Source organism: Flavobacterium ovatum (assembly GCF_040703125.1).
GTDB classification, from domain to species: Bacteria; Bacteroidota; Bacteroidia; order Flavobacteriales; family Flavobacteriaceae; genus Flavobacterium; species Flavobacterium ovatum.
Genome location: NZ_CP160035.1, coordinates 2,882,640 through 2,903,786, shown reverse-complemented (window position 1 = coordinate 2,903,786; position 21,147 = coordinate 2,882,640). Strand labels below are relative to the sequence as shown.

At 34.8% G+C, this 21,147-nt stretch carries 15 protein-coding genes; 5 read left to right on the top strand and 10 right to left on the bottom strand.

Annotated elements, in window-relative coordinates:
* Positions 1–6 precede the first annotated feature (6 nt).
* The 8 genes from ABZP37_RS12265 to ABZP37_RS12230 form a co-directional block, all read right to left on the bottom strand.
* A complete protein-coding gene (locus ABZP37_RS12265) occupies positions 7–2,250 on the bottom strand; it encodes a heparinase II/III family protein (RefSeq protein WP_366183389.1) in 2,244 nt (747 codons plus the stop codon).
* Positions 2,251–2,278: 28 nt separating this feature from the next.
* Entirely contained in the window at positions 2,279–3,223 is a 945-nt protein-coding gene (locus ABZP37_RS12260) for a TIM barrel protein (protein WP_366183387.1), read from the bottom strand.
* Positions 3,224–3,625: 402 nt separating this feature from the next.
* Positions 3,626–5,098, bottom strand: coding sequence for a ketol-acid reductoisomerase (gene ilvC / locus ABZP37_RS12255; protein WP_366183385.1), 1,473 nt, complete (start codon positions 5,096–5,098; stop codon positions 3,626–3,628).
* Between the two features lie 3 nt (positions 5,099–5,101).
* Complete coding sequence (gene ilvN / locus ABZP37_RS12250; RefSeq protein ID WP_366183383.1) at positions 5,102–5,635, bottom strand: acetolactate synthase small subunit; 534 nt, start codon at positions 5,633–5,635, stop codon at positions 5,102–5,104.
* A 20-nt stretch (positions 5,636–5,655) separates the two neighbouring features.
* Positions 5,656–7,353, bottom strand: coding sequence for a biosynthetic-type acetolactate synthase large subunit (gene ilvB / locus ABZP37_RS12245; protein ID WP_366183381.1), 1,698 nt, complete (start codon positions 7,351–7,353; stop codon positions 5,656–5,658).
* A 63-nt stretch (positions 7,354–7,416) separates the two neighbouring features.
* Complete coding sequence (ilvD, locus tag ABZP37_RS12240; RefSeq protein WP_366183379.1) at positions 7,417–9,090, bottom strand: dihydroxy-acid dehydratase; 1,674 nt, start codon at positions 9,088–9,090, stop codon at positions 7,417–7,419.
* A gap of 30 nt (positions 9,091–9,120) precedes the next feature.
* Complete coding sequence (gene leuB / locus ABZP37_RS12235; RefSeq protein WP_366183377.1) at positions 9,121–10,239, bottom strand: 3-isopropylmalate dehydrogenase; 1,119 nt, start codon at positions 10,237–10,239, stop codon at positions 9,121–9,123.
* Positions 10,240–10,250: 11 nt separating this feature from the next.
* Complete coding sequence (locus ABZP37_RS12230) at positions 10,251–11,426, bottom strand: 2-isopropylmalate synthase (RefSeq protein ID WP_366183375.1); 1,176 nt, start codon at positions 11,424–11,426, stop codon at positions 10,251–10,253.
* A 154-nt stretch (positions 11,427–11,580) separates the two neighbouring features.
* On the opposite strand from ABZP37_RS12230, the gene ABZP37_RS12225 reads away from it, so the two are divergent.
* The 4 genes from ABZP37_RS12225 (at position 11,581) to ABZP37_RS12210 (ending at position 15,515) form a co-directional block, all read left to right on the top strand.
* A complete protein-coding gene (locus tag ABZP37_RS12225) occupies positions 11,581–13,125 on the top strand; it encodes a hypothetical protein (protein ID WP_366183373.1) in 1,545 nt (514 codons plus the stop codon).
* Positions 13,126–13,230: 105 nt separating this feature from the next.
* Positions 13,231–14,181, top strand: coding sequence for a 2-oxoglutarate and iron-dependent oxygenase domain-containing protein (locus tag ABZP37_RS12220; protein WP_366183372.1), 951 nt, complete (start codon positions 13,231–13,233; stop codon positions 14,179–14,181).
* 119 nt (positions 14,182–14,300) lie between these two features.
* Entirely contained in the window at positions 14,301–14,633 is a 333-nt protein-coding gene (locus ABZP37_RS12215) for a translation initiation factor (RefSeq protein ID WP_366183370.1), read from the top strand.
* A gap of 12 nt (positions 14,634–14,645) precedes the next feature.
* Positions 14,646–15,515: a nucleoside phosphorylase gene (locus tag ABZP37_RS12210; protein WP_366183369.1), complete on the top strand. Its 870-nt coding sequence runs from the start codon at positions 14,646–14,648 to the stop codon at positions 15,513–15,515.
* 177 nt (positions 15,516–15,692) lie between these two features.
* Here the strand turns inward: ABZP37_RS12210 and ABZP37_RS12205 are convergent, their stop codons facing one another.
* Positions 15,693–17,216, bottom strand: a complete 1,524-nt coding sequence (locus tag ABZP37_RS12205) for a choice-of-anchor I family protein (RefSeq protein WP_366183367.1) — start codon at positions 17,214–17,216, stop codon at positions 15,693–15,695.
* Positions 17,217–17,818: 602 nt separating this feature from the next.
* Here ABZP37_RS12205 and ABZP37_RS12200 point away from each other — a divergent pair.
* A complete protein-coding gene (locus tag ABZP37_RS12200) occupies positions 17,819–18,859 on the top strand; it encodes an agmatine deiminase family protein (protein ID WP_366183365.1) in 1,041 nt (346 codons plus the stop codon).
* A 61-nt stretch (positions 18,860–18,920) separates the two neighbouring features.
* Here ABZP37_RS12200 and ABZP37_RS12195 read toward each other — a convergent pair whose 3' ends face one another.
* Positions 18,921–21,140 (bottom strand): M1 family metallopeptidase, encoded by a 2,220-nt coding sequence (locus ABZP37_RS12195; protein WP_366187536.1) that lies wholly within the window; start codon positions 21,138–21,140, stop codon positions 18,921–18,923.
* Between the last annotated feature and the right edge of the window lie 7 nt (positions 21,141–21,147).

Below are 21,147 nucleotides of genomic sequence, written 5' to 3'. Positions count from 1 at the left end.
TACATTTTACTTTACTTCAAATGCCATTAATTCTCCGGGTTTAAGTAAAACTGTTTTCTTTTGTTTCTGGTTGATTAAAGTCATTTTCAAATCTGTTTCACTCAAAGATTCAATTGTTATTTTATTCTTTTCTTGTTTAATAAAAATATCTGCTTCATCAGAAAATAATAGTTGAACAGAATTTAAAACTACTTTTTTAACAGCAAAAAACACTGAACTATTCTCTTTTGTTAACGAAATAGGATCAGATCCTTCAATAGTCCATTTTGATTTATTAACCTCCCATCCTTTTAATGATGGGTTCTTTTTATCTTCATCTATTCGATCGTCAAACTTTTTAAAAGGAACAATGGCTGTTATAAAACTGTAATTTGATTTGTTTTTTTTGGAAACCACAGACCATTCTTTTCCGTTTTTACCCTCTGTTGCAACAGAATCAGTCGAAACCAATTGATAAATATCACTTCCTGAACCATCATTAAAACTAGAACGCAATAAATTTGGCGCTCTCTCCATACTATAATGACCTTGCCAAACTTGTTTGTAAGTATGTGGCGAATTAGCTTTAAAATTGTCTTTTACAATCCACAGATCCCCTTTTAAATAAATTACTTGTCTCGAATAATTGACTCCAATGTTTTCAAATCCATTATGACTTCCTATGTAAACATCTATATCTTCGTTCGTATTCCATGCGATGTTTTTGGGTTGTGGAAATTTTTTAAACTTTCCAAAACCACTACCACCTTGATTGCCTCCGTATCCTTTTCCTTGTTGTTCGTTGTCAACTAAGGCTACATTTTTGACCATCGAATTTTTGAAAAATTCAAAATCTTTCAACGAATAGCGTACTTGGTAATTAGGTAAAATTACTTGACCGTTTGCCATAGCTTGAATGCCCAACATGTCTCCATGCTGATGATCTGGTTTTTCTGGATCCAAACCGTTTGAAATTGCCATCATCATATCGTTCTTTTCCCAACCTTGACGCATGAAATAAAATCCTGTTACAGGAAAATGAACCGACTTGAATTCGGGTGTTTTGCTCTTAATATTCCCCAACATTTTCAATTGTGTATCATTCAAGTACCAAAACATATCCGATTCGACAAAATTATTCGCAAAATAACCCATTTGTGGATCTTCAAAAAGCAAATATCCCAAAGTCAGTGCTCCCGAAATATTGTTAGTCTCAGCCCAAGGTTCGTTGGTATCATCAGAAAAAACAGGAGCCGATTTATCTGGAAAAGCAATTTTGGTTAAAGTAACAAACAAAGATTTCAACTTGTTTTCCCAAAACTCATCCACTTTTATATTACTATTTTTTGCCAATTGGTAGACATAATAATACGTATCAATATCACTGATGTGGTAATGTACAGTGCGTTCAAATTGAAAACCATCTGTATTTATTTCTTTGGTAAGGTGTTGTTCTAATAAATGCATCGCACGTTCATTCCATTTGTCTGCATCTTTGAAATCGTTGAATACTATCGACAACATGGCCAAAGCCGACATTCCTCTTGTTTGGTGATTCCCTGGAACAAATTCGGTATTGCTTTCATACAAATTAGAAGCATGTTGCAATAAAGTAGCAATAGTTACTAATTGATCTTCATCTGAATAGGCTTTTTCACCTAAGAACATATTATGAATTTCCAACCAGTTTAACACACGATATCCGGAACGGAACGCTTCATACGTACCGTTACCATCTTCAATAATTTCATATTTATTAGCAACCAAAGCGGTATTTAAAGACTTTAATTGGTTTTTAAAATAGTTCAAATACTCAGGATTTTTATCTTGGTAGTTGTAGTAAAAGGCTATATCAACCATTTTATGTTGACGTGCCAAATGGCGCATCGCATACGAATCTACTGGTTCTCCATTTTGGTAATTATAAGGTAGTTTCCATTGGGCAATTGCAGGAAACTTTGTCATATGATCTAAAGCCCTCTCAGTATGATTAGCTTTAGCGTTGGGATAAGTATTTTTATATTGTTGGAAGCGACTGTCATTATTTTTCCAATCATAAAAATAACGTTCCGAAAATTTAGTTCGAAAGTAGTCCGCTAGTTTGGCTGGCGTAATTGCGTTAAGTCCGCCTAATTCTTGCTGTACCTCTGGCTTTAAGTAAGTAGCAAGTTTGTTTGTTGCAATTATGCTTTCGGAAGGAATACTTTGAGAAAATACAACCTGAGCACAAAAACTAGTTATTAAGATAAATATCGATACAATTTGTTTCATTATTTTTGTTTTTTGTTAATTATAGTGGTTATGCTTCTTTCCATAATTTTTGAATGCTTACTAAATCTTTTTTAATTGCATCAAAAACTACTTTTTTATCAACTATAATGATTTTTTTTCCTTGTTCAGCTCCTCCCAAATCATATTCAATATGTAAGGAAACTGGTGGTTTAAGTTTGTGTTTTTTTAATAGTTTAAAATAAGCATTAAAATCGACCATTCCTTGGCCAATAGGGACATTAATAGCTTCCCATTTTCCATTTACCTTACCCCATTTAAAATCCTTTAGAACAATTACTTTAATGTTTTCATGAAGGAGACGAAATCCGTTCTCCCAGGAATACCCGCCTTCGACCACGGCGTGCCTTATATCATATTGAGCACCAAAACACTTGTGATCTACGGTCTCGAGAATTTTTTCTACTTCCCAAAAAGAAGTTCCCACATTTGTCCCATCCACATTTTGATAACTCCCTACAAGACCTAGTTTTTTGTTTATTTCGCCTAGCTTTCTTATTTCTTCTTGATAGAATAGCAATGAATCTTGCATAGACAAGCCTTCTTTATATTTGTACCAATTGGTGCGGTAGAAATTTACTTTTGCAGCAGAAGCGCTTTCTAAGACATCTATATCTAAAGGATTATTGACACTTTCAACAGCAGTTGTAATCATTTTGCAATGAACACCACTATTTTTAATGGCAGTGATAGCCAGAGGTAAATCAATTTTTGCTCGTTCTGGAAGAACGTGGCCACCAGGACGAACAGTTAAATCGACACCTGAAAAACCCATTTCGGCAGCGATTTCGCCTGTAGTTTTATAATCTAAAAATTGAAGGTGTTTTGAAAATATACTAACATCTAGAGTATCATTATCATCAAAATCAAACAGAGTTGGTAAAGAAAAGCCCGATAGGGGAAGTATTCCTGCAGCACAGGCTGACTTTGTAATAAATTCACGTCTTGTTGTCATGGAAAACGGTTTTAAAAATGACTAAAATGTTAATTATATTATTGTAAAAAGCGATTCAACTATTTGTACCAGCTGTAGTACTTTTTAAATAATTGGCGCACCAAATTGGTTTCCCAAATATAATCCTTTTTTTAAAATAAATATTCAAAATAGTTATCAGTAATTTTCAAAACAAATACTTATCGTTGTTTTGAAGTTGCGTGAAGGATAGCAGTGAAAATCCTTGTGGGGGTTAGCATTTATGCCCCCACAAGATTGCAACGAATAGCCTGACCCGCAGTCCCGACCTTTCGGGATTACGAAGGGGCACGCCCAAAAATAACCGTAAATAAATCCTATCTAAACGCAAAAAGGCTGCGTAAAAATACGCAGCCTTTCAAACTATTAAAATTGTATATTAAATTATACGATTTTTTTCATTGCTGTCATTGACTCTCTCAACCAAGCTCCAACTTCTTCAACTGGGTGGTTTCTGATGATTGCATTTACTTCGATCAATTCTTTGTTATCAACACCGTTAGATGTATTTCCGAATGGACGACCTACCATGTTTGATGGCGCGTTTTTAACGTACTCAGCGATTAATGGTTTAGCAGCGTGATCAAACAAATAACAACCGTACTCAGCTGTATCAGAGATCACACGGTTCATTTCGAACAATTTCTTTCTTGCAATTGTGTTTGCAATAAGTGGCGTTTCGTGTAAAGACTCGTAGTAAGCAGACTCTTCGATGATACCTGACTCAGTCATCGCTTCAAAAGCTAGCTCAACACCCGCTTTTACCATAGCAACCATTAACGTACCGTTATCGTAGTATTCTTGTTCAGAGATTTCAACCTCTCCTGCTGGAGTTTTTTCGAAGTTAGTATCTCCTGTTGCAGCTCTCCAAGATAATAAGTTTTTATCATCATTGTTCCAATCAGCCATCATTGTGCTAGAGAATTCTCCAGAAATGATATCATCCATATGTTTTTGGAACAAAGGACGCATGATGTCTTTTAATTCTTCAGACGCTTTGAATGCAGCAATTTTAGCTGGATTAGACAATCTGTCCATCATGTTGGTGATTCCACCATATTTCAATCCTTCTGTGATAGTTTCCCATCCGTATTGGATTAATTTTGAAGCATATCCAGCGTCAACGCCTTCCGCTACCATTTTGTCAAAACATAAGATAGAACCAGTTTGCAACAAACCACAAAGGATTGTTTGCTCACCCATTAAATCTGATTTTACTTCTGCTACGAAAGAAGAACGTAATACTCCTGCTCTATCTCCTCCTGTTGCAACAGCATATGCTTTAGCTTGCGCTAAACCTTCTCCGTTTGGATCATTCTCTGGGTGTACGGCGATTAATGTAGGTACTCCAAATCCTCTTTTGTACTCTTCACGTACTTCAGAACCTGGACATTTTGGTGCACACATAATAACCGTTAAGTCTTTACGAATTTGCATTCCTTCTTCAACAATGTTGAAACCGTGAGAATATGCCAATGTAGCTCCTTGTTTCATCAAAGGCATGATTGCAGTTACCACAGCAGTATGTTGCTTGTCTGGAGTTAAGTTACACACTAAGTCAGCTGTAGGGATTAATTCCTCATAAGTTCCAACTGTGAAACCGTTATCAGCTGCATTTGTATAAGAAACTCTTTTTTGAGCGATAGCTTCAGCACGCAAAGCGTAAGAAATGTCTAATCCTGAATCTCTCATGTTCAAACCTTGGTTTAAACCTTGCGCTCCACAACCTACAATAACTACTTTTTTTCCTTTTAAAGCAGTGATTCCGTCAGTGAATTCAGATTTATCCATGAATTCGCAAACGCCTAATTGTTCTAACTGTAATCTAAGTGGTAATGAATTGAAGTAATTTGCCATTTTTTAATATTTGTTTATATTTAATTCTTGTAATAATGTTGATATTTCCATTGGTTCTTTTGAAACTGAAATTCGACCTGAACGGACGAATTGCATGATTCCAAAAGGTTTTAATTTTGCGTGTAATTCCGTAATTTCAGAACGTCTTCCTGATTTTGAAATCACGAAAAACTTTCTTGAAACGGTTACAATTTCGGAATTACTTTCTTTAATAATGTTTTGAATTTGTCTTTCGTCAAAAAGCAAACCTGATTCAATTTTGAACAAGGCGTTTTCAAGGAAGATGGTTTCATCGTCTACATGATAAAATGCTTTGATCACTTCGATTTGTTTCTCGATTTGACCAACAATATTTTGTACCCATTTTTCGGTTGTGTCAACCACAATAATGAATCTTGAAACGTTCTCAATCTCTGATTCTGAAACGTTTAAACTCAATATGTTAATGTGTCTCTTCAAAAATATACCTGATATTCTATTCAACAAACCTACGTTGTTTTCTGAATATACTGAAATGGTGAATGTTTTATTTTCCATTTTTTTTGTTTAAACTATTTTTATCTCAATCTGATATCTGAAACCGAAGCTCCTGTAGGTATCATTGGGAATACATTATTTTCTTTTTCTACCATAACCTCTAAGAAATAAGCATCTTTAGAAGCCATCATTTCAGCAACCGCTTCATCTAATTCTTCTCTTTTAGTTACTTTTCTAGCTTTAATATAATATCCTTCAGCAATAGCGCAAAAGTTAGGATTTACCATCACAGTAGAAGCGTATCTGTTGTCAAAAAATAATTCTTGCCATTGGCGAACCATTCCTAAGAATTCATTGTTCAATACAACAATTTTCACAGGAACTTTGGTTTGATTAATAGTTCCTAATTCTTGTATGTTCATTTGAAAACCACCATCTCCAATGATTGCTACTACTTCACGATCTGGTCTTCCCATTTTCGCTCCGATAGCTGCAGGCAAAGCAAATCCCATGGTACCCAATCCTCCAGAAGTCACATTACTTTTTGTTGTATTGAATTTTGAATAACGACAGGTAAACATTTGGTGTTGCCCAACATCTGAAACCATGATTGCATCTCCGTTTGAGTGTTTGTTAATCATTTCGATAGTTTCACCCATAGAAATTCCTTTTCCATTAGTTGGGGCTAATTCTTCATTAATTACAGCATCCAATTCGATATCGTAATGTCTTTTGAATTCATTATGCCATTCTGTATGAGAATTCTTTTCGATCAGTGGTAACAACTCTGTCAAGGCATCTTTTAAATCTGCTAAAACAGCTACTTCTGTTTTAACATTTTTATCTACTTCTGCTGCATCAATTTCAAAATGAAGTACTTTGGCTTGTTTAGCATAGGTTTGTAAGTTACCTGTAACACGGTCATCAAAACGCATTCCTAATGCAATCAGCACATCACATTCGTTAGTCAGCATATTAGGACCATAATTACCATGCATTCCTACCATTCCGACATTTAATTCATGATCTGTTGGTAAAGCTGAAAGACCTAAAATAGTCCAAGCTGCAGGTATTCCTGCTTTTTCAATCAATGCTTTCAATTGCTCTTCGGCTTGACTTAGAACAATTCCTTGTCCAAAAATAATAAAAGGCTTTTTAGCTTTATTAATTATTTCCGCAGCTTCCTTAACTTTATCTTTATTCAAAATAGGTTTTGGATGATAACTACGGATATCAGTACATTTTTTGTAACTAAAATCCAAAGTATCAAACTGTGCGTTTTTAGTAATATCAATCAATACTGGTCCTGGACGACCTGATCTGGCAATATAAAATGCTTTTGCCATAATCTCAGGAATCTCATGAGCCTCTGTAATCTGATAATTCCATTTGGTTACCGGAGTCGAAATTCCGATAATATCTGTTTCTTGAAAAGCGTCAGAACCCAATAAATGTTTCCCTACTTGACCGGTAATACATACTAATGGCGTAGAGTCAATTTGAGCATCTGCAATACCTGTCACTAAATTTGTAGCCCCAGGACCTGAAGTTGCAATACAAACACCCACTTTTCCTGTAGCTCTTGCAAAACCTTGTGCAGCATGAGCCGCTCCTTGTTCATGACGAACAAGAACGTGGTGTAATTTATCTTGAAATTTATATAATTCGTCATACACTGGCATGATTGCTCCACCTGGATAACCATAAACCAAATCTGCACCTTCTTCTAATAAGCACCTAATAACGGCTTCTGCACCGCTTATTTTAGTTGTTTCCATTTTGTACTTTTATTATGTAACCAAGACTTAACTAAAATCTTGGTTATTTGTATTTTTATTAAATTATTTATCGGTAACACATCCTTCAGAAGCGCTAGAGACCGATCTCATATATTTAAGTAAAACTCCTTGTTTGATTGGTGATACTGGTTGTACCCAGTTAGCCTTACGTCTAGCAAACTCTTCATCAGAGATCTTCATGTCGATTGTGTTTTTCACAGCATCGATTGTAATAACATCTCCATTTTCGATCAATGCAATTCCACCACCTTCATAAGCCTCAGGTGTAACGTGTCCTACCACAAAACCGTGAGAACCTCCAGAGAAACGTCCATCAGTTATCAAGGCAACTGTATTCCCCAAACCAGCTCCCATAATGGCAGACGTTGGTTTAAGCATTTCAGACATACCAGGTCCTCCTTTTGGACCACAGTAACGAATAATTACAACGTTTCCTGCTTTTACTTCACCTGCTTGTATTCCTTTAATTACTTGTTTTTCGCCTTCAAAAACTACTGCTGTACCTTCAAAAAACTCTCCTTCTTTACCACTAATTTTGGCTACACATCCTTCTGATGCAATATTTCCATAAAGGATTTGAATATTACCAGTTGCTTTTAAAGCTTTTTGAATTTCGAAAATAACATCTTGACCATCTTGTAAATCGGCTACTGAAGCTAAATTTTCAGCTATAGTTTTTCCTGTTACTGTTAAACAGTCTCCATGTAACAATCCTACTTTCAATAAATATTTCATTACTCCTGGAACTCCACCTACATTATGCAAATCTTCCATCAAGTATTTTCCACTAGGTTTTAAATCCGCCAACAATGGTGTTTTGTCACTAATATCTTGAAAATCTTGCAATGTCAACTCAATACCAACTGAATGAGCCATTGCTATTAAGTGCATAACTGCATTTGTTGAACCACCAAGAACAGCTACAATCGTAATTGCATTTTCGAATGCTTTACGAGTCATAATGTCTCTTGGTTTGATATCTTTTTCAAGTAGTATTTTGATTGCTTTTCCAGCATCAACACACTCTTGTTTCTTTTCTTCACTCAAAGCTGGGTTAGAAGAACTATATGGCAAGCTCATTCCCAATGCCTCAATTGCCGATGACATTGTATTTGCAGTGTACATACCACCACAAGCACCTGCACCAGGACAAGCATTTTGAATTATACCTTTGAAATCTTCTGGTGTAATCGTATTTTTAATTTTCTTTCCTAAAGCCTCAAAAGCAGAAACGATATTCAAATCTTCCCCTTTCCATTTCCCAGGGTGAATTGAACCTCCGTAAACCATAATTGATGGTCGGTTCACTCTACCCATAGCCATCAAAGCTCCTGGCATATTTTTATCACATCCTGGTACAGCAATCATACCATCGTACCATTGTGCTCCCATAACTGTTTCAATTGAATCAGCAATTACATCACGAGAAACTAATGAAAAACGCATTCCGTCATTACCATTAGAAATTCCATCACTTACACCAATAGTATTAAAGATCAAACCGACAAGATCTTCTTTCCATACACCTGTTTTAATATCTTTAGCCAAATCATTTAAGTGCATGTTACAAGGATTTCCATCGTAACCCATACTTACAATACCAACTTGTGCTTTCTTTAAATCCTCTTCAGTTAATCCAAGTGCGTATAACATCGCTTGAGAAGCTGGTTGTGTTTCGTCTTGGGTAATTGTCTTGCTGTATTTATTTAATTCCATTATATAGTGTTGTATGTGTATTATTATTTTTTATACTATTGTTGATTGTCCTATACTTACATTGTCATTGTTGAAGTATAATAAATCTTCTTTGTCTAAAATAAAATTAGAAATAAAATCTCCAACTTCATTGGTTCCGAATTTTGACTCTGGATTCAAGTCAATTGTGACGACTTTTAGCGCGATGGCTTTTTCAACAGCTTCATGTACTTTTTTTGCTTCTTTATGTAAACCAAAATGTTCTAACAATAAAGCAGCAGATAAAATAGACGCAAACGGATTGGCTATATTTTTTCCTTTAGCTTGAGGAAATGTGCCGTGAACAGGTTCAAACAAAGCGTGATTATCGCCTAAAGAACTTGAGGCTAACATACCTATTGACCCTGTAATAATACTTGACATATCTGACAAAATATCTCCAAATAAATTCTCAGTCAAAACGATGTCAAACTGTTTGGGTTTAGCAATAATTTGCTTAGCCGCATTATCTACATATAAATAATTCAATTCCACTTCTGGATACTCCTTACTTACCTCAGTAACTACTTTTCTCCACAATCTAGAAGTTTCTAAAACATTTGCCTTATCAATTAGGGAAACAATTTTTCTTCGTTTTTGAGCTGCCTTAAAAGCTAGATGTGTAATTTTTAAAATCTGTTCCTCTGTATATTTACATAAATCAGTAGCAGCTTTACCATCTTCACTTAATGTTTTTTCATCAAAGTAGATACCGCCTGAAAGTTCTCTGTAAATTAAAAAGTCCGTTCCTTCTATAATATCTTTCTTCAAAGGAGAACTCTCTAATAACCCTTCGTATGGTTTTATAAGCTTACTATTAACGAACAACCCCAAGGCTTTTCGTAGTTGAAACAAACTTTGTTCTGGACGAATTTTCGCTTCTGGATCGTTATCATATTTTAACTCTCCAATAGCACCAAACAAAACAGCGTCTGTATTCAAACATAAATTTAATGTTTGTTCCGGGAGCGGTTTTCCTGTTTTGTCAATAGCTGCACCCCCCACAAGAGCTTCTTCAAAAATAAACTCATGATCAAACATCACAGCAGTAGCATGTAATGCTTTCATGGCCTGCAAAACCACTTCAGGACCTATTCCGTCTCCTGCGAGTACTGCTATTTTTAAATTCATGGCTTTAAGGTTTAATTTCTAACTAAATCGTCTTTTAAATTAGAAGCTTCAATGATTTGATGAATATCATCATCCATTACTTCTTTTTTGATATCTGCAAATTTCAAAAACTCAACATAAACAAGGTCTAATTGTGTTTTTGTCAACTCATAACCTACTTTTTTAGCTCTGTATGCCAATGCTGCTCTACCACTTCTTGCAGTTAAGATAATAGATGATTCATTTACACCAACATCTAATGGATCCATGATTTCATAAGTTTCTCTGTTCTTAATCACACCATCTTGGTGAATTCCAGAACTATGCGCAAAAGCATTAGAACCTACAATTGCTTTATTTGGTTGTACCATCATTCCCATACTATCAGAAACCAAATGACTCATTTCGTTCAACTGTTTAGTATCAATATCAGTATAAAGATTTAAATAAGGATGTTGTTTAAAAATCATTACTACTTCTTCAAGGGCTGTATTTCCTGCACGTTCACCTATTCCGTTGATCGTACATTCTATTTGTCGTGCTCCATTAATTGCACCTGCGATTGAATTAGCAGTTGCCATTCCTAAATCATTATGACAGTGACAAGAAATTGTAACATTTTCAATTCCTTTTACGTTTTCCTTTAGGTATTTTATTTTTTCACCGTATTCGTGAGGCAAGCAATATCCGGTTGTATCAGGAATATTAAGTACTGTCGCTCCAGATTTAATAACTTCCTCACAGACTCGTGCCAAGAAAGCATTATCCGTTCTACCAGCATCCTCTGCGTAAAACTCAACGTCTTCAACATAGGTTTTAGCGTGTGCTACTGCAAATTTTGCTCTAGCAATAATATCTTCAGGTGTTGTATTTAATTTATGAATGATATGAGATTGAGATGTCCCAATTCCAGTATGAATACGAGGTCTCTTAGCATATTTCAATGCTTGTCCTGCTACATCAATATCATTTTTCACTGCACGTGTTAATCCACATACGGTTGCATTTTTTACAATTTTACTAATTTCAGAAACAGATAAAAAATCACCAGGACTAGAAACAGGGAATCCAGCTTCAATAACGTCAACACCCATTCCATCCAATCGTTCTGCTATAACGAGTTTTTGTTTGGTATCTAATTTACATCCTGGAACTTGTTCTCCGTCTCTTAAAGTGGTATCAAAAATTTGAACTTTCTCTCTATTCATTTTAATTTATTTAATGTAATTTCACAACTTGATAACAAAAATACATTTCATTACTTTAGCACAAAATTCAATTTAATGAAATATACTGCTTATAAAGCGAACCAAAACTTCGCAAAGCACTACAAAACAAGTAATTAAGCTCATATATTTTACAATGGCTAACCATCAAAAAGATTTCTTATTTGTATTAATAAAATCACTTTCAAAATCTGAAAAAAGACAGTTTAAGATTTTCGCAAGTCGATTGGAGACTAGTTCAAATACAAAATTCATCGAATTATTCAATATTCTAGATAAATCAGACGTTTATGATGAAAAATTAATTCTAAAAAGTGGCGTAATCAAAAAGGTTCAATTATCGAACCTTAAATCCTATTTATATAAGCAAATATTAGTAAGTATTCGATTGAATATTCCTAGTCAAAACATTCGATACCAGTTAAGAGAACAAATTGATTTTGCTACTATTTTATATAACAAAGGTCTGTACAAACAGAGTTTGAAAATTTTAGATAAAACTAAAATGCAAGCACTGGAAAATGACGAAAAATACATGGCTTTTGAAATAGTTGAATTTGAAAAACTGATCGAATCGCAATACATCACCAGAAGTATTCAAGGACGTGCAGATGAGCTTGTTGTTCAAGCCAAAGAACTCAATTATCGCAATACTATTTCCAGTAAATTATCTAATTTATCGTTGCAATTGTATGGCATATTGCTTAAAACAGGCTATGTAAAAAACGATGAAGAATATAAATATATTGATGATTATTTTGTCAAACACACCGCTAAATTAGATGAAACCAAATTTGGTTTTAGAGAAAAATATTGGTTTTACAATGCCAATTTATGGCGTAGTTTCTTGGTTCAAGATTTTTTGGCTAGTTATAAATTTGCTTATAAATGGGTCACTCTATTTTACGATAATCCCAATATGATTTACCAGAATCCTGTTTTTTTCCTAAAAGGAAATAACTATTTCTTGGAATCAGTTTTTATGCTCAAGTACCAAACCAAATTTAAAATATATTTGGATTTATTAGAAGAAACTACTGAAGATCCGCGTTTTCCTGTAAATGACAACATTGCTTCATTGACATTTTTGTATTTGTATAATAGTAAATTAAATTACCATATTCTGGAAGGTTCTTTTGAAGAAGGGGAATATTTAATTCCTATCGTTTTAGAGAAAATAAAAATACACAGCGACCACTTAGACGAACATCACGAAATGTTGTTTTACTATAAAATAGCTTGTATGTACTTTGGTTCTGATAAATTCAACGAATCTATCTTTTATTTAGAAAAAATAATCAACAACAAAAACCTTTCTATGCGAGAGGATTTGATGTGTTTTGCCCGTTTGTTGTATCTAATTGTTCACTATGAATTGGGTAAAGATTTTCACTTGGAAACCCAAATCAAAAATACGTATAAATTCTTACTTAAAATGAATGATTTACATGAGGTACAAAAGGAAATCATTCGTTTTATGAAAAATTTAAATTCAATCTATCCTTCTGACATCAAAAAGGAATTTATCAAAATGAGAGAACGTTTTATTGAGTTGGAAAAAATCCCTTATGAAAAACGAGCATTCCTTTATCTTGATATTATTTCATGGTTAGAAAGTAAAATTGAAAACCGAAAAATTGGAGATATTATTAAAGAAAAAGCTAAATTATACAACCGTTGATTTAAGTAGAAAGTTAGAGGTTAAAAGTTAGAAGTTGGCGCTTCGATAAAAGAATGAAGTAGAATTTCTAAAAAAATTAATTCAATTATTATAAAATACAAACTTATGCAAAACATTCCCAACGTAGATTTAGGAGATTTTTTATCTAATGATCCTCAGCGAAAAGAAAAATTTGTAAACGAAATTGGTGCTGCTTTTGAAGACATTGGATTCGTAGCATTAAAAGGTCATTTTTTGGATCAAAATTTAGTGGAAGAATTGTATGCTGAAATTAGAAATTTTTTCAGATTACCACTAGAAAGTAAACAGAAATATGAAGACCCAAATCTTGGCGGACAAAGAGGATATGTTTCCTTTGGAAAAGAACACGCCAAAGGTCGTAAAGAAGGTGATTTAAAAGAGTTTTGGCACTTTGGTCAATATGTTTACGAAGATTCTAAATACGCTTCTGAATACCCTAAAAATATCGATGTGGAAGAATTGCCACGTTTCAATATTGCAGGGAAAGACGCTTATCAAATGCTGGAGAAAACGGGGATTTATGTACTGAGAGCTTTGGCTTTGCGTTTGGGATTAGATGAATTTTATTTCGATAAATATGCAGAGCAAGGAAACTCTATTTTGAGACCGATACACTACCCACCTATTACAACTGAACCCGAAAATGCCATTCGAGCAGCAGCCCACGGAGACATCAACCTGATTACTTTATTAATGGGCGCTCAAGGCAAAGGATTACAAGTTCAAAACCACAACGGTGATTGGATAGATGCCATCGCACAGCCTGATGAATTAGTCATAAATGTTGGTGATATGTTATCACGACACACTAATAATAAACTAAAATCGACTATTCATCAAGTAGTTAATCCGCCAAGAGAATTATGGGGAACATCTCGATATTCTATTCCGTTTTTCATGCATCCTGTGAGCGATATGCCACTAAATTGCTTAGAAAACTGTATTGATGACGCTAGCCCAAAACAGTTTGAAGATATTACTGCTGGTGATTTTCTTTACGAACGCTTGGTTGAATTGGGATTGATAAAAAAATAATATTTTGGACCACTGATTATAGAAATTTTAGAAATACAAAAAATCTGTTTCATCCGCGTTTTCGCTTTTGCGAATCCGTTTCATCAGTGTACCATTTATATGTACAAAAAAATTAAAAAATGAATCTAGAAGACCAATTAAAAAACTTATTTCCTGACCACGTTCCAAGCAACGAGCCAGAAGAAATAGACGATACACCACACGAATTATACGTTCAAAAAGAACCTATGATTTGTAAGTACGAAAAAAGAAAAGGCAAAGCCACTACCATTATTGAAGGTTATGAAGGCGAGGAAGAAGATTTCAAAATCCTAGCTAAAGAACTCAAAACTAAATTGAGTGTTGGTGGTAGTTTCAAAGACGGAGCTCTAATCCTTCAAGGAGATTATCGTGACAAAATCATGATCATACTAAAAGAAAAAGGCTTTAAAGTAAAACGTGTAGGTGGTTAATATTTATATAAAATGATAGCAGCATCAGAATTGATATTGAACCCTGACAGAAGTGTGTACCACCTAAACCTCAAACCAGAAAATATTGCCCACGACATTATATTCGTTGGCGATCCTGATCGGGTGGAAAAAATTACACAACTATTTGATTTAATAGAATTTTCGACTCAAAAAAGAGAATTCAAAACTCAGACTGGAATTTATAAAGGAAAAAGACTCACTGTTATTTCAACAGGAATTGGTGCTGACAATATCGATATTGTCTTGAATGAACTGGATGCTTTGGTTAATATAAATTTAGAAACTCGTAAAATAAAAGAGAAACTCACCTCTTTAAATATTGTTCGTATCGGTACTTCAGGTTCGTTGCAAGTAGGGATTCCTGTAGATAGCTTTGTGATGTCAAAAATAGGACTAGGACTAGATAACATGCTTCGCTCCTATCAAACAGATTATATTACCATTCCAGATCTGGAAAATGCTTTTATAAAACATACAAATTGGGACAGTGATAAAGGAAGGCCTTATGCAGTAGCTTGCTCAGAAAAGCTTGAAAAACATTTTGAAAACCCAATAATATTTAAAGGAATTACAGCAACCGCGGGTGGATTTTACGGTCCTCAAGGACGCATTTTACGATTGGTGATTCAGGACAATAATTTAAACAAAAAAATGGATAGTTTTAGTTACGTCGAAAATAACATTACCAATCTCGAAATGGAAACAGCTGCTATATATGGACTTTCAGCTTTACTGGGACATCATGCTATTTCACTAAACGCTATTATAGCTAATCGTACTAACGGAACTTTTAGTAGTGCCCCTAACTTAGCTATTGAGAAATTGATTGACTATACGTTAAATAAAATAAGAATATTATAATTTTTTCTTTAACTAGATTCAATTAATACAACGTTCAGAAAATAAATAAGGTGATGTAATAAGCCTGGAAACAAGTTCAGCAATCGCTTCAATTGTTTCCAGGCCATATCTTTGTAATCAAGCAAAACCAACACATCAAAAAGTTGATTTCACCCCTTAAAAAAATAATATACTCTATTATTTCAAGTTAGGTTGAAATAGTTTTACTTGTCCATCTCCTTCACTACTCACCACCAATAAACTTCTTTTTGTTGGACTTTTAGATGCTGGAATAAAAAGCAATCCTTCTGGTGCATCTCCCGTTTTGATAGTTTGCAAGTATATTGGAGCTGATGGATTTGTAATATCATACACAACCACTGTATCTGCTCTTTCTAGTCCTACAAACAAAATGTTTTTACTTCCCATTTTAGCCACAACTACTGATTCAGGTTCAGATCCTTTATCATCACTACGACCATCATCATAAGTTCCAAAATCGTTTGAACGTTTGTCTATATCGTTTTTACTGTCAAAAACTAAACTTCCTGTGTTACCATTCCAAATTGTGAATGAACGTGCTCCAAAGCAAATCAATTCATCCAAATCGCCATCACCGTCTATATCTCCTTCTGTTGAAATCAAGTTCAAACGTCCCATTTTGTCATCTGCTTTAAAACTCGCTGCGTCTGGAAAAGCCGTTGGGTCAAAAGTCATTTTAGCCAATCTTTTTACATCTGCATAACTTCCGTATTCTCTAGCGTCACCTTCGTTGGCTGTAATAAAATAAGGCGTTCCATTAACAGCATAACTGGTAATAGCATCTGGCATAAACATTCCTTTTACTTTCCAAGAGTTAAATACTATACTTCCGTCTTTATCACTAATATCTATTCCGTTTGCAGTAGAGTTAAAATCTTTGTACCCCAATCCAAAAATTGCTGAAATCGTTTTTGATGTCAAATCTACTTTTGCCACACCATTGTTTTCCTGTAATGTTACCCAAGCAGTTTTAGAATCAGCAGAAATTGTAATGTATTCTGGTTCGATATCGGCTGCAAAACTTTTAGCAGTTTTGGAAATTCTAAAACCTTTTGTTCGCAAAATCGCCAACTGACTTTCGAAACCTGCAAAGTTCAAGGTCGTAACTGCGTAATTATTTGCCATATCAATTATAGAAATAGAACCCTCAGGGTCAACCGTATAATCTGCATTTGGTTCTCCCTCGTTTGCACTCATCAACCATTTTCCATCAGGGGAGAAAGCTACCATATCTGGCAAAGCACCAACCGTAATCTCTTTAACTAAAGTATTATCAGCCGTGTTAAAAACCACTACTTTTCCGTTTGCTTGTTTATCAATAGTAGATTCTAGCGCTACAGCAAGTTTCCCTCCGTAAGTAGCCACACTGTTTGATGCTCCATTATAGGTCGCTAGACTAATTGCCGTTAATTTTTTTGGGTTTGTTGGGTCAGTCAAATCTACTACATCAATTTGATTCGTTCCGCTATTGTTTACCGTGAATAGCTTTTTAGTCGTTTCGTCATACGCACTTATTTCGGCAGCGCCTTCACCACCAATGGTGATACTTCCAATTTCTGCAAATGTGGCTGCATCTTCATTTACTTCCATTTCTTGATTATCGCTGCCTTCAACTGTATCTTTCTCACAACTCGTTAAGATAAAAAGCGCAGTTAATACTGAAATACCAAAATTTTTCATGTTTTCTATTTTTTGTTTCGGGCAAAAATAGATTTCGAATCATGGGTTTTGATTATCTAAATATTATAAAATCTTTAAGTTGAAAACGCTCCTGTTAACCTAATGTAAAGTGGGATTTAAAAAAGAAGACACGAATTTAAAGAAAGTGCGTTTGGGATTTTGACAAAGGGTTACTAACTTTTAAACGCTAAGTACGCTAAGCATTACGCAAGGGACACAAAGCTTTGCGTTCATTGCGTTTTTTACAGACAAGATAAAATCATTCTTTCCGTCCCTTGCGGTTAAAAATATTTTATTAGATAGAATTTGAAAGTATAAAATCCCACGAATTAACGCTAAGTAGATAAAATTTATGAAATTATTGTTTTAAGAATTATGGGGATTTGTGCAAATTTGTGCAATTCGTGTCAAAAAAAGATCTATGCATTTTCCCTAAACAACTCCCCTAGCCTTGATAGTAGTGGAAATCCTTTTTTGATACTTTTTCTGTCTCAAAAAAGATTGTAGCGGATAGCGAGAATAGCTCCTAAAAAAAAGGAGGTTCATTTTTATAATCCTTGTGAATGCTTATATTTGCGTTCAAATAATTGCACCCACTTTTTATGACAACTACAAACAGACGTTTCCCTGCAGAATGGGAAAAACAAGATGGAATTTTACTTTGTTTTCCACATAACGGAAACGATTGGCCAGGAAAATACGAGGCAGTTCAATGGGCTTTTGTAGAGTTTATTAAAAAAGTAGCGACTTACGAAAAAGTATTTTTGGTAGTGGCTGACGAAAAATTAAAGTCCAAAGTAGCCGATATGCTCGAACGTGCCCGTGTCAATTTGGAACAAGTATCCTATATTATTCATAAAACCAACCGCAGTTGGATGCGAGATTCGGGGCCGATTGTAGTCTATAACGACGGAAAAAGAGAAGGTTTAAACTTCAACTTTAACGGTTGGGCGAAATACAAAAATCACCAATTAGACAAGCATGTACCCGAAAAAGTAACTGACTTTTTGCAAATTCCCTTAACACAAGTGATGTACAAAGGCAAACCTGTAATTGTAGAAGGTGGCGCTATTGATGTGAACGGTTGCGGAACACTTTTGACTTCTGAGGAATGTCTGATGCATCCGAGTATTCAAGTTCGAAATGAAGGATTTACCAAGGACGATTATGAGGCTGTTTTTAAAGAATATTTGGGCGTAACCAATGTAATTTGGTTGGGTGATGGAGTTGAAGGTGATGACACACACGGTCATATTGATGATTTAGCACGTTTTATAAATGACGACACGATTGTAACCATAGTAGAAACGGATAAAAATGATGCCAACTACAAACCTTTGCAAGACAACTTGAAGCGTTTGCAGAATGCAAAACTAGAGAATGGTGAATCGCCAGTGATTGTAACCTTGCCAATGCCAAAGCGTTTGGATTTTGAAGATTTGCGTTTGCCAGCTAGTTATGCCAACTTTTTGATATTGAACAAATGTGTTTTAGTTCCCACTTTTAATGATGCGAACGACAGAAAAGCACTCAACATACTAGCAGAATGTTTCCCAGACCGAGAAATTATAGGCATTAGCGCCATTGATTTGATATGGGGATTTGGGACTTTACATTGTTTAAGCCAACAGATTCCGGCTTAGATATAAACCAAAAAAAAATACCAGCTCGACGGCTGGTATTTTCTTTTATAGACATTACTAACTATTTATCTTTTGTAAAAGGAATCTTTTGTCCATCGTTTAAGATCATATCAAATCCAGATAATTTTTCATTGAATTGAAATTTAAGTCCTGCAGCTTTAGATTCAAATAAATCTTTACCAACAGAAGCTAATGTAAACTTAGGATACCCTGTTATATCTACACTAATCGTGTTCGCTTTCTCAGTCATTACAATTTTAATTGGAGCTTTAGAATTGCTATACGTCCCTAAATAACCATCTAAAATAATGTCTTTTTCTATTGTTCCAGTAGCACTAGACCAAATATTATTGGACACGTTATAATCTGGAAAAACATGGTCAGGATCTAAAATAATACTCTCTATTTCCTCAGTCGTATTTTGTTTGAATGACCATTGCTTATTTTTTTGCCAAATTTCAACTGGTAAATTCACGCGAGTAATTTTTCCTGATTTGGTTTTTATATCCAAAACCACTGGAAGTACCATTTGTTCTAAATTTTCAATGGTGATAATTGCTCCTTTGGCAGGATCATTTTTCAAATATTTGACAGTCGTTACACCTTGGTCAAATCGCCAATTATTGATAAACCAGGCACGCCAAAACCACCCTAAATCTTCCCCTGAAGCGTTTTCCATAGTTCTAAAAAAATCTTCTGGACGTGGATGTTTGAAAGCCCAACGATCAATATAAGTGCGAAAAGCCAAGTCAAAACGTTCTTTACCTAGTACTTGTTCTCTCAGAATATTTAAAGCAGCACTCGGTTTTGCATATAACAAAGTCCCAATATTCGCTTCCTTCATATTGTCAGGAGAACTCATTACAGACTCTAACTTTTCATTTGTGAAATAATCCGCGCTTTTATGTAAATCATCTTTTTCGTCTTTATATTCTCCATTGTTGAATTCTTCGCCACTTAAGGTATTGATAAAACTATTCAATCCTTCGTCCATCCATCCAAAAAGACGTTCGTTAGAACCTACAATCATAGGAAACCAAGTGTGTCCAAATTCGTGATCTGTAACCCCCCATAAACGTTCCCCTTTGGACTCCCAATTACAAAAAACGATACCAGGATATTCCATTCCTCCTTCGTTACCCGCTACATTTATAGCAGTTGGATAAGGATACTCAAACCATTTCTTAGAATAATGTTCTATGGCGCCTTTTGTATATTCGGTAGATCTTCCCCAAGCCGCATCTCCTGAACTTTCTAAAGGGTAAGTTGAAATTGCCAATGATTTTTTGCCAGACGGTAAATTGATTTTAGCCGCATCAACAATAAATGCAGCAGAAGATGCCCAAGAAACATCACGAGCATTTTTAATTACAAAATGCCAGGTTTTTGTAGTTGTAGCGACTGTTTTTACATTTGCTTCTACTTCCTCGACAGTTCGGATAAAAACCGTTTTATCACTCGCCTTTGCTTGTGCTAATCGGTTTTGTTCAGCAGTAGTATAAACGGATTTTGTATTTAATAAATCTCCCGAACATACCACAAAATGATTGGCTGGAGCAGTAATATTAATATCAAAATCTCCATATTCTAAATAAAACTCAGCTGCCCCTAAATAAGGATTAGTGTTCCACCCTCTTACATCATCATAGACACACATACGGGGATACCACTGCGCAATGGTGAAAATTTTACCATTTTTGGTTTCTAATACTCCAGTTCTATCTGAACCTTGCTTCGGAGAAATATAGGAGAAATCTATTTTTAGTTTTACCGCACCACCTTTTGAATTTAATTCAGACGGAAGAAAAACTTGCATGCGAGTATCTGTAACTAGAAACTTTACTTCAGTTTCGGTCATTTTTCTTTTAGATGTAAAAATTGCTTTTACCGATTTAATTTTATGACCTCCATCAAAAATCTGCCCTTGTGCTCCGTTACGACTACCTGTTACAGGAACAACTGCTTGACCTCTTGAATCGGCTTTGAATAAATTTTGATCTAGATTTAACCATAAAAAAGATAATTTATCAGGACTATTGTTAGTGTAATTGATAACCGCTGTTCCTGCAATTTCGTTCTTCTGTTCGTTTAATTTCGCTGTCAATTGATAATCCGCTCGATTTTGCCAATAAGCAACACCTGGTTGTCCACTTGACGAGCGTGTCATTGTTCCGTTATTCGTATAAAAATTAGAAGCAAAAGCCTCATTATAATTATATTCTGACGTTGGCAAAGCTGCTTGTTGCCCCCAAGATATTGAACTGACTAAAAATAACCCCATATAAATT

Excerpts from the sequence above, each read along its gene's own strand:
- ABZP37_RS12230 (WP_366183375.1), bottom strand. The coding sequence starts at position 11,426 with ATGAATAGAGAGAAAGTTCAAATTTTTGATACCACTTTAAGAGACGGA.
- ABZP37_RS12210 (WP_366183369.1), top strand. The coding sequence starts at position 14,646 with ATGATAGCAGCATCAGAATTGATATTGAACCCTGACAGAAGTGTGTAC.
- ABZP37_RS12200 (WP_366183365.1), top strand. The coding sequence starts at position 17,819 with ATGACAACTACAAACAGACGTTTCCCTGCAGAATGGGAAAAACAAGAT.
- ABZP37_RS12205 (WP_366183367.1), bottom strand. The coding sequence starts at position 17,216 with ATGAAAAATTTTGGTATTTCAGTATTAACTGCGCTTTTTATCTTAACG.
- ABZP37_RS12215 (WP_366183370.1), top strand. The coding sequence starts at position 14,301 with ATGAATCTAGAAGACCAATTAAAAAACTTATTTCCTGACCACGTTCCA.
- ilvC (WP_366183385.1), bottom strand. The coding sequence starts at position 5,098 with ATGGCAAATTACTTCAATTCATTACCACTTAGATTACAGTTAGAACAA.
- ABZP37_RS12220 (WP_366183372.1), top strand. The coding sequence starts at position 13,231 with ATGCAAAACATTCCCAACGTAGATTTAGGAGATTTTTTATCTAATGAT.
- ABZP37_RS12225 (WP_366183373.1), top strand. The coding sequence starts at position 11,581 with ATGGCTAACCATCAAAAAGATTTCTTATTTGTATTAATAAAATCACTT.
- ilvD (WP_366183379.1), bottom strand. The coding sequence starts at position 9,090 with ATGGAATTAAATAAATACAGCAAGACAATTACCCAAGACGAAACACAA.
- ABZP37_RS12265 (WP_366183389.1), bottom strand. The coding sequence starts at position 2,250 with ATGAAACAAATTGTATCGATATTTATCTTAATAACTAGTTTTTGTGCT.
- ABZP37_RS12260 (WP_366183387.1), bottom strand. The coding sequence starts at position 3,223 with ATGACAACAAGACGTGAATTTATTACAAAGTCAGCCTGTGCTGCAGGA.
- leuB (WP_366183377.1), bottom strand. The coding sequence starts at position 10,239 with ATGAATTTAAAAATAGCAGTACTCGCAGGAGACGGAATAGGTCCTGAA.
- ilvN (WP_366183383.1), bottom strand. The coding sequence starts at position 5,635 with ATGGAAAATAAAACATTCACCATTTCAGTATATTCAGAAAACAACGTA.
- ilvB (WP_366183381.1), bottom strand. The coding sequence starts at position 7,353 with ATGGAAACAACTAAAATAAGCGGTGCAGAAGCCGTTATTAGGTGCTTA.
- ABZP37_RS12195 (WP_366187536.1), bottom strand. The coding sequence starts at position 21,140 with ATGGGGTTATTTTTAGTCAGTTCAATATCTTGGGGGCAACAAGCAGCT.